Origin of the sequence: Nocardia sp. JMUB6875 (assembly GCF_041154655.1) — a bacterium.
Classification (GTDB): domain Bacteria; phylum Actinomycetota; class Actinomycetes; order Mycobacteriales; family Mycobacteriaceae; genus Nocardia.
The window spans coordinates 1-8,540 of sequence record NZ_BAAFGR010000242.1; the positions used below are offsets into that span (position 1 = coordinate 1).

General features: G+C 67.7%; 10 protein-coding genes. 4 read left to right on the top strand and 6 right to left on the bottom strand.

Annotated features, from left to right (window positions below):
• Positions 1–295, top strand: a 295-nt coding sequence (locus ACAM49_RS36315; protein ID WP_369640064.1) for an LppP/LprE family lipoprotein, incomplete at its 5' end; no start/stop codon positions are given.
• A 25-nt stretch (positions 296–320) separates the two neighbouring features.
• On the opposite strand, the gene ACAM49_RS36320 is transcribed toward ACAM49_RS36315, so the two are convergent.
• Positions 321–896 carry an NUDIX domain-containing protein gene (locus ACAM49_RS36320; protein WP_369640065.1) on the bottom strand — a complete coding sequence of 192 codons (576 nt, stop codon included), beginning with the start codon at positions 894–896 and terminating at the stop codon, positions 321–323.
• Between the two features lie 177 nt (positions 897–1,073).
• Between ACAM49_RS36320 and ACAM49_RS36325 the strand changes: the two genes are divergently transcribed.
• Positions 1,074–2,828, top strand: coding sequence for a hypothetical protein (locus ACAM49_RS36325; RefSeq protein WP_369640066.1), 1,755 nt, complete (start codon positions 1,074–1,076; stop codon positions 2,826–2,828).
• Positions 2,829–3,163: 335 nt separating this feature from the next.
• Complete coding sequence (locus ACAM49_RS36330; RefSeq protein WP_369640073.1) at positions 3,164–3,739, top strand: TerD family protein; 576 nt, start codon at positions 3,164–3,166, stop codon at positions 3,737–3,739.
• On the opposite strand, the gene ACAM49_RS36335 is transcribed toward ACAM49_RS36330, so the two are convergent.
• The 3 genes from ACAM49_RS36335 to ACAM49_RS36345 all read right to left on the bottom strand — a co-directional run bounded on the left by ACAM49_RS36335 (position 3,721) and on the right by ACAM49_RS36345 (position 6,054).
• Complete coding sequence (locus tag ACAM49_RS36335; RefSeq protein WP_369640067.1) at positions 3,721–4,677, bottom strand: PLP-dependent cysteine synthase family protein; 957 nt, start codon at positions 4,675–4,677, stop codon at positions 3,721–3,723. The genes ACAM49_RS36330 and ACAM49_RS36335 overlap by 19 nt on opposite strands.
• Positions 4,678–4,778: 101 nt before the next feature.
• A complete protein-coding gene (locus ACAM49_RS36340) occupies positions 4,779–5,579 on the bottom strand; it encodes an SGNH/GDSL hydrolase family protein (protein WP_369640068.1) in 801 nt (266 codons plus the stop codon).
• Positions 5,580–5,637: 58 nt separating this feature from the next.
• On the bottom strand, positions 5,638–6,054 hold the full coding sequence (locus tag ACAM49_RS36345; RefSeq protein ID WP_369640069.1) for a nuclear transport factor 2 family protein: 417 nt from the start codon (positions 6,052–6,054) through the stop codon (positions 5,638–5,640).
• Positions 6,055–6,181: 127 nt separating this feature from the next.
• Here ACAM49_RS36345 and ACAM49_RS36350 point away from each other — a divergent pair, with 127 nt between their 5' ends.
• On the top strand, positions 6,182–7,114 hold the full coding sequence (locus tag ACAM49_RS36350) for a LysR family transcriptional regulator (protein WP_369640070.1): 933 nt from the start codon (positions 6,182–6,184) through the stop codon (positions 7,112–7,114).
• A gap of 12 nt (positions 7,115–7,126) precedes the next feature.
• Here ACAM49_RS36350 and ACAM49_RS36355 read toward each other — a convergent pair whose 3' ends face one another.
• The gene (locus tag ACAM49_RS36355) at positions 7,127–7,525 is read right to left on the bottom strand and encodes a DUF1801 domain-containing protein (RefSeq protein ID WP_369640071.1); all 399 of its coding nucleotides are present in this window, start codon (positions 7,523–7,525) and stop codon (positions 7,127–7,129) included.
• Between the two features lie 204 nt (positions 7,526–7,729).
• Positions 7,730–8,540: patatin-like phospholipase family protein (locus tag ACAM49_RS36360; protein ID WP_369640072.1), on the bottom strand; the 811-nt coding region annotated here is incomplete at its 5' end.

Consider the following 8,540-nt stretch of genomic DNA (forward strand, 5'->3'; position numbering starts at 1 on the left):
CCTCTGGGTCCTGGCCGCCACCCCGCACGGCACCGCCAGCTCCCCCTGGCACGTCCTCCTCTTCAACCACGCCGGCTACCTGGGCACCGCCACCAAGAAGGCCACCTCCTACACCCAGGTAACCGCCTCCACCGACCGCACCGTCCAAATCCAATACCGTTGGCTAGCAACCAACGACCCCAGCTGCTGCCCCTCCGGCGGCCCCATCACCATCACCCTCACCCTGGGCGCGGACGGCCACACCGTCACCCCCGACCGCGACTTCCCCAAGGAAGTAACCGACCCGAGCAAATGATCGGGGTTCAACCCGACCAAAACGCTCATCGATCCTGCTGCACCCGCAAGACGCGATCGAGTTTGCGGACGAATCGGGGCAGGTGTGGGTCGGTCTCCGGGAGTCCTTCGGGGTTGAGGTCCCACCATTGGCCGCCGTCGAATTCGGTTGGGTCGAGCGGGTATTGGTGGGTGCGGGTGCCGCGGATCAGGTACCAGAGGGAGACGTCGATGTGGCCGGCTGCTCGGCCGACGGTTGTTGTTCGGGTGAGGAAGAGGGGTTGCTCGCCCACTACGTCGAAATCCGGTGTGATGCCAAGTTCCTCGGCTGCTTCGCGGCGGGCGGTTGTCAGAGGGTGTTCGCCGGGTTCGACGTGGCCGCCCATCGGTAGGTGCAGGCCGGCCATGCGGTGTTGGCCGAGGAAGATTCCGTGCTCGTCCGGATCGATCAGCACTACATAGGACACCAGGTGCGGTGACGGGGTGGCTGGTTTGGCGCGGCGGAAGATGTCGTCGGTGGAGCGGAGCCACTCCAATGTCTGTGCGATATGGCGTTGTTCGAGGTCGTCGAAGGGTGCGATGCCCGCGATTATGTCGGCGACAACCATGACTGCCCGCTGCACACCGGGGAGCCTACGCCCAGCGAGGGCCGAAGATTGGACGAGTGGGTGGGCAATCTAGTGCAGGGGGACGTGGCTGGGACAGTATTGGGGGAAATCGGGCCAGGTTACAGTTCGGCGGGGCGAATGTTTTTGGAATGCCTAATGACCGGGGGTGTTGGGGCTGGTCACGATGCTGCTGTGAGAACTTCATCGGTGTGGGGGACGGTTGCGGTGGCGGTCGGGACCGTGGGGGCGTTGATGGCGCCTTTGGCGCCTCGGGCGCAGGCTGTCGCGCCCGTCAGTGTGGCCGCGGATCGGCAGGAGCAGGTGCTCGGGACTCGGGACGGGGTGATCGTTTCACAGGTGAGTTTTCTGCTGCCGTTGCCGGCGAATGCGCCCGCGCATGCGCCGGAGTGTGATCGGGCCGGGTTCCTGCGGTATCGGTCGGCGGATGGTCCGAGTGATTCCGCCGAGGCCGATTCGGTGGTGGTGCAGCAACAGGGATTCAATGGCGGCGCAATGAATTCCGACAGCGTGGCCGCGAATACGGTGCGGTCCGCGGCGCAGCTGGGGCGCAAGGTGGAGTTCTGGGCGATGGCCCGGCGCAGCAGTTGCCTGGACGAGACAGCCGGATTCGATTACGCGCTGCGGACCGGGAACTACCTCGACGCCGTGGACTACTACTTCAATGGGATGCCCATCGACGGGCGGGTGTTCCCCGGGTTCAAGAGCTCGCAGGATCTGGCGCTGCTGGATGTCATGGGACTCGAGCGGGTGCTGCGGGACCAGTACGAGATCATGCTGCACGAGATTCCGGATCAGGTTGTGCGGCAACGGAAGTACGTGTGCACCGGGATCTCGATGGGCGGTCTGGTCACCGGCTTCTTCGCGGACTGGGACTTCGGCAACGGCGACCCGGACGCCAGCGGCGCGGCCCAGTGCGCGGCGTTCGTGGCGCAGGACTCCATGGTCTCCTCGGATCCGGTCGCGATCCAGAACACGCCGTTCTTGCACGATCTCACCAACGCCATCATCTCGCCGGTCAACGACGTGCTGAAGGCGACGCAGAACATCGGCCTGCTGCCCCGGATCCTGGGTTCGACTCCGATCATCGGCACCAAGGCGTTCCTGCTCTACCGCCTGGCGGGTCTGGCCGCCTATCTCGATCCGGACGGCGAAAGCCAACTGCTGGCGCATCTCCCGCACGATTTCGAGATCGACTCCACCCTGAACCTCCTGTTCGCCACCACTTGGGCCGACTTCGCCACCAATGGCGCGGACGGCACCGGCACCCTGCGCGACTACCGCTTCACCAATACCGCGCTGCTGGGTGAGCTGCTGGACAACAACTCCTGCAACTTCGAGCTGCTGCAACAGGGCATGGGCGTGCTCGACGGCGGGCCGGTGCAGCCCCGCAGCTTCCCGAATCCCGGTTCGGCGACCCAGATTCCGCTGCTGGGCAACTACCTGCGCCTGACCGCGGGCCCGCAGGAACGCTTCGCGCCATCCGACCGGTCGGTCCTCTACACCTGGCGGAACTACGACAACGTCCAGGGCGTGCCCTACACCTCCCCCGGCCACGAGGTCGCCGACATCCGCGATGTCGCAAGGCAATTGGGCTCCGGCGGCCCCTACGCCTACTGGGAGACCTACTTCCCCCTGCGCGTCGTCCTCGACATCGCCGCGGGCTACGGCGGCGCGCGCACCGCCGACATGACCAACCTGCGCTACCACGGCCTGGAACGCAACAAGCCCAACCTGGTCCTCTGGGCCGGGGACAGCGTCGTGCAATTCGGCCCCGGCCTGGTGTTCCCGGTCCCGCAGACCGCCATCGTGCAGACCCTGCCGGGCTACAACCACGTCGACACCATCGGCGCGGCCGCGGTCCAGAACAACGGCCTCACCGACTACAGCGGGCGTTATCTGGCGGAGTTCCTGAGATCGCTCGGATAGCCCTGCCGTGCAGGTACATTCGAGAGGTGACGCTCGGGAAGGGGGAGCCGCGGTCGGCGCTGGCCGCGCGGCTGCGGGCGACGGTCTTCGAGGCGCACGCCGAGGCGGTGCGCGCGGTGGCCGCCGCCGATCCCGCGGGCCCGCCGGTGGATCGGGATCTGGTCGAACTGCTGGCCCTGCAGCGGCGTGTCACCGCCCTCGCCGATCAACTCGCCGCCGGCGCCGTGCGATTCACCGCCACTGCGGAGCATGCCGCCGCCAATTCGGTGGCCGCCGCCCCGCGCCGCGAGGACGATTGGGCGTGGACGCACCGATCGCGGAGGGAAGGTATTTCGATGAGTGTCAGCCTGGCCAAGGGCGGCAATGTCTCACTGTCCAAGCAGGCGCCGAATCTGACGAAGGTGGCCGTCGCCCTGGGCTGGGACGTGCGCAGCACCACCGGAGCCGATTTCGATCTCGACGCCAGCGCCATGGCGTGCGGACCCGACCAGCGCGTCGTGTCCGACAAGCATTTCGTGTTCTACAACAACCTGCGCTCGCCCGAGGGCACCATCGAGCACACCGGTGACAACCTGACCGGCGAGGGCGAGGGTGACGACGAGGTGATCAATGTCGACCTGGCCGCCATGCCGCCGACCATCACCAATATCTTCTTCCCCGTATCGATCTACGACGCCGAGACGCGGCGGCAGGCCTTCGGGCAGGTGCGCAATGCCTACATCCGGGTGATCGACGCCGTCACCGGTTCGGAGCTCACCCGGTTCGATCTCACCGAGGATGCCTCGACCGAGACCGCCATGGTGTTCGGCGAGCTCTACCGGCACGGTGCGGAATGGAAGTTCCGCGCCATCGGACAGGGGTACGCGTCCGGATTGGCCGGTATCGCAAGGGATTACGGCGTCAACGTCTGATCCTCGCGCCGGAACACGGGGGTGCTCAGGTATTTCAGGCCCGAGTCCACCAGCACGGTGACCACGCGCGCCCGCGGTCCCAGCCGTCGCCCGATCTCGATGGCGGCCAGCACATTCGCGCCCGAGGAGGTGCCCGCGCACAGGCCCTCCTCGCGCGCCAGGCGACGCGCCATCGCCTCGGCGTCCGCGGTCGAGACCGCCACCACCTCGTCGACCAGGCTGGCATCCCACAGTGGCGGCGGATAGCCGATGCCGATCCCTTCGATGCGATGCGCGCCCGGCGCGCCGCCCGACAGCACCGCCGACTCGGCGGGCTCCACCGCGACCACCCGCAATCGCCGCTGCTTGTGATACCGCAGCAGCGACGCCGCGCCCCGCAGTGACGCCGCCGTGCCGACCGCCTGCACGAACGCGTCCAGTCGGCCCTCGGTCTGCGCCCAGATCTCCTGGCCCATCGAGTGATAGCCGGTAATGCTGTCGGTGTTGTGCAGCTGGTCGGTCCAGAAGGTGTCGGGTTCGCGGCTGAGCCGTTCGGCCGTCTCGACCATGGCCCGGAACAGCGGCTCGGTGAACATGCCGTCCGGGCTCGGGATCAGGGTCAGCTCCGCGCCGAAAGCGGCCATCTGCGTGAGCTTCTCGGCACTGAACGCCGTCGAGCTGACGATCCGCAGCCGATAGCCCTTGGTCGCGCAGACCATGGCCAGCGCCGCGCCGGTGCTGCCGCCGGTGTATTCGACCACGGTGCCACCGGGTTTCAGCCGCCCGTCGCGTTCGGCCACGCCGATCACGGCCCGCGCCATGCGGTCCTTCATGCTGCCGGTCGGATTCTGGCCCTCCACCTTCACCAGAATCTCCGCGCAGTCCGGCGGCACCACGCGGTGCAGGCGCACCAGCGGAGTATTGCCGATCGCCGCCAAGGCATCGTCGCCAATGAACATGGGTCCGCACCGACCTTCCCGCCCCCCACTGGGCTCAGGGTCGATTGTCCGGCAGCGGAGGCGGTTCCGGTGCCGGATCGGCGCGGCTGCGGGGTTGCCCGCTACAGCGCGAGGACCGGCAGCGGGTCCGGGCGCTTGGCCGACCGATTGTCTCCCGACGACAGGCCGCGCAGCCGCCGCATCAGCCACGGACCCAAGGCGACTGCGGCCCACTGCAATTCGTTCGCCATCGAGCGCAGCGGGCTCGGTTCGGGCAGGGCCGGGATCAGCGGGCGGGTCCAGGCGTCGTCCGCGCCGGGCAACCGCAGCGCCTCGGCCATGGCGTCGGCGATCCGCTGGTGGCCGAGCGGACTGCAGTGCAGGCGGTCCGAATTCCACATGCGCGGATCCGAAACCACCGCGTGGTCACCGGTTTCGGCCACGATCACGCCGTGCCGCGCGGCCGCGGCGCGGATGCGATCGTTGAGCAGCGCGATCCGGCCGCGAATCGGGCGGGCCAGCGGAATGTTGTTGGCGATATCGGGAAAGGTGAGGGTGCCGACCACGGCACCGGCGGCGGTGCAGGCCGCGAACATGGCCTCGACGTGACCGGCGATCACATCGGGTTCGAAATTGGGGCGCAGCAGATCGTTCATGCCCGCCAGCACGGTGACCAGATCGGGGCGCAGGGACAGCGCCACGTCCAACTGGTCGGCCCGGATCTGGTGGGCCAGCTTGCCGCGCACCGCCAGATTGGCGTAGCGCAGCTCGGGATTGGTGACGGCGAGTCGCTCGGCCAGCCGGTCCGCCCATCCGCGCAGGCCGGTCAGGTCATCGCCGTCGCCGACACCCTCGGTCTGACTGTCGCCGATGGCGACATAGCGGGTGTAGCTGCCATTGGTCATGGCGGATCGGCCTTTCATGACTGTTCGTGGATCATCGCAGGAAATCGACCCCGCGGAGAGGTCGGTGCGCGTCATTTCACGAGCTCGCCGCTTCCCGTTCGATTTGCGCTACGGCTTCCTTTTGAATCCGGTCGAACTGCGCGGCCATCGCCTCGGCCAGGGCCTGGGCCCCGGAGAGCGGGCGCACCATCACCATGAATTCGTCGATCTTGCCGTCGGCGTCGAAGTGCAGGAAATCGCAGCCGGTGATGCGCTTGCCCGCGACGGTGGTTTCGAAGACGAGGGCGTGATCGGCGGCGTTCTCGGCACCGATCTCCTTGATGTAGCGGAAGTCCTCGAACACCCGCAGGACACCGCGCAGGATGGCGGCCGTGATGGCCTTGCCCGGGTAGGGCTTGAAGGCGACGGGACTGGTGAAGACGACATTGTCGGCCAGCAGGGCCTCGATGGCCGCCTCGTCGCGAGCCTCGACGGCCTTCCGGAAGGGGTGCATGACGCCTCGATTCGCTAGTCAACTCATTGTCTATTGATCGGTACGGTAGCGCGCTTATGTATCGAGTGTCCAGCCCTTCAATAGTCAATAAATTTAATAGGTATCGCTCGGTCAATAGACTGTTCGGGTGCGACATAGGCAGGCCGATGGTGCGATGGACCTCGCTCAACTGCGGACCTTCCTGGCCGTTTACCGGGCCGGATCCATTACCGCGGCCGCCGGGCAGGTCGGCCTCTCGCAGCCGACGGTCACCACCCAGTTGCAGGCGCTGGAACGGCAATTGGGCCGCCCGCTGTTCGAGCGGCTGCCGCGCGGGGTGGCCCCGACCGCCGCCGCGCACGATCTCGCCGCGCGCGTGGCCGCGCCCTTGGACGCGCTGGAATCGGTGATCGGCAATGGTTCCGACGACAGCCGCCCGGTCGCGGAGCCCCCGGTCCTGCTCGGCGGCCCGACCGAACTGCTGGCCACCAAGGTGCTGCCCGCGCTGGCGCCGCTCATCGCCGATGGCGTCCGGCTCACGGTGAGCACCGGCCTGGCCGACGACCTGCTCGCCGATCTCCGGGTCGGCACCCTGGATCTGGCTCTTTCCACCATCCGCCCGCGAGGCCGTTCCGTGCTCGCCGAGACCCTCGCCGACGAGGAGTTCATCCTCGTGGCCGCCCCGAAGCTTGCCGCCCGCACCGACCTGAATCGGTTGCGCGCCAACGACTTCACCGGCACGCCGCTGGTCGCCTACGCCGCCGACCTCCCGATCGTGCGCCGCTACTGGCGACACGTCTTCGGCACCCGCCTGGAAGCCGAACCCGGCCTTGTTATTCCGGACCTCCGCGCGGTCCTCGCCGCGGTCGTCGCGGGCGCGGGCATCTCGGTGCTGCCCAGCTATCTGTGCAGCGGCGAATTGGCCTCGGGCGCAATGCAACTCCTGAATGATCCCGAGGACGCTCCGATCAACACCATCTACCTGGCTCGCCGCGTGGGCGGCCCCACCCGTCCGCACGTCGATCGCGTGCGCACGCGATTGCAGGAGGCGGCACGCGAGTGGCGGAGCTGCGAGGACTGATCGCGCGCAGACTCAGCCTGCCGTCGCCTTCATCCACCGATCGGCCAGCTCCACGACGGCCGGAAGCTTCTCCGTAAGATCGTCCTGATCCCGGAACTCGACGATGCCCCGGCCCGGCGCCAGCCACCGAATCAGCCCGGACGGATCGTCGAATTCGAACGGCCCGGCATCCGCGTCCCGCTTCTTCGCGCCCAGATGGAAGATCAGATTGACCACATCCTTGGGCTGCAACTGCATGGTGATCCGATCGTCCCCGTTCACGCAGAAGCTCGGCGCATTCCACTTCACCTGCTCGGTGATCCCCGGACTCGCCCCCAACAACGCCTTCCGCAATTCCTCGATCTCCGCCTTCCGCGGATGCGAGAGATCGGCGAGGTACTGATCGACGTTCGCATTGTTCGACTTGGCCATATCCACTCCTCGAGAGGTTTCCCGGGTGCTGGCTTCGGACGGTCGCGCAAGAACGATCCCACCCAGTCTACGGAGAACCCACCGATTCTTCGCCACCCCCACAACCTGGCCCATCAATCCCCAATACCCATCGACGAGAATGCACTGGGGCAGTGGCCTTCTCGGCGTTTACCTGCCTGATTGCATTTTCGTCGGATGGACTGGCTACCAGCGCGCGTCGGCGAGGTGGTGTGCCAGGTCGGCCGCTTGGCGAACTCCTGCTTGGAATGCTTGGGGCCAGGCTGCGAGAGGGTCTCGGGCGGTCGCGGGTGCGTCGAGTATGGCGATGGTGTGGGTGTCGGGGCTGAAGTGCACGACGGAATCGGCGCCCGCCGAGCCGAGTTCGGCACGGAGTTGGGTGGGCGGAGCGCGGTGGGCCAGCGGCTCGATGACCAGGATCAGGTCGGAGTTGGTAGCGAGGTCGGCGTTGGTGGGGGACCAGATGCCGCCGTCGATGTAGTAGCGGCCTTCGACCACGACGGGTGGGAAGGCTCCGGGGAAGGAGCGGCTCGCGGTGACGGCGGTGGCCAGGGGCACGCCGCTGGTGCCGTCCCAGACCCGGCGCTCGCCGGTGGCCGCGTCCACGACGACGACTCGCAGCCGATGGTCCGGCCAGTCGTTGCCACCGACCAGCCACTCGAGAGGTGCGATGTGCTCCGGTCGCGCGGGCTGCTCGGCCATCGCCATCCGACCCACCTCGCGCCGGGCCGCATCGCGGTCCGGCGCGAGGTCGAACAGCACCGCGGAGGCGGCGGCGATCAGCTCGGGATTCACCGGTGACGGCGGCGGTGCGCTGCTGCCGGGGGGAAGGGGAATCTCGGCGAACGAATCCATATCCCGCCCCACTGCCAGCGCGGCCCCGACAATCGCACCCGCGGACGTGCCTACGATCGAGTCGGCCACCCCCAAATCGATACCCCGACTGCCCAATCCAGCGGCCAGTCCCGCCATCCACGCCGCCCCGGGAACCCCGCCC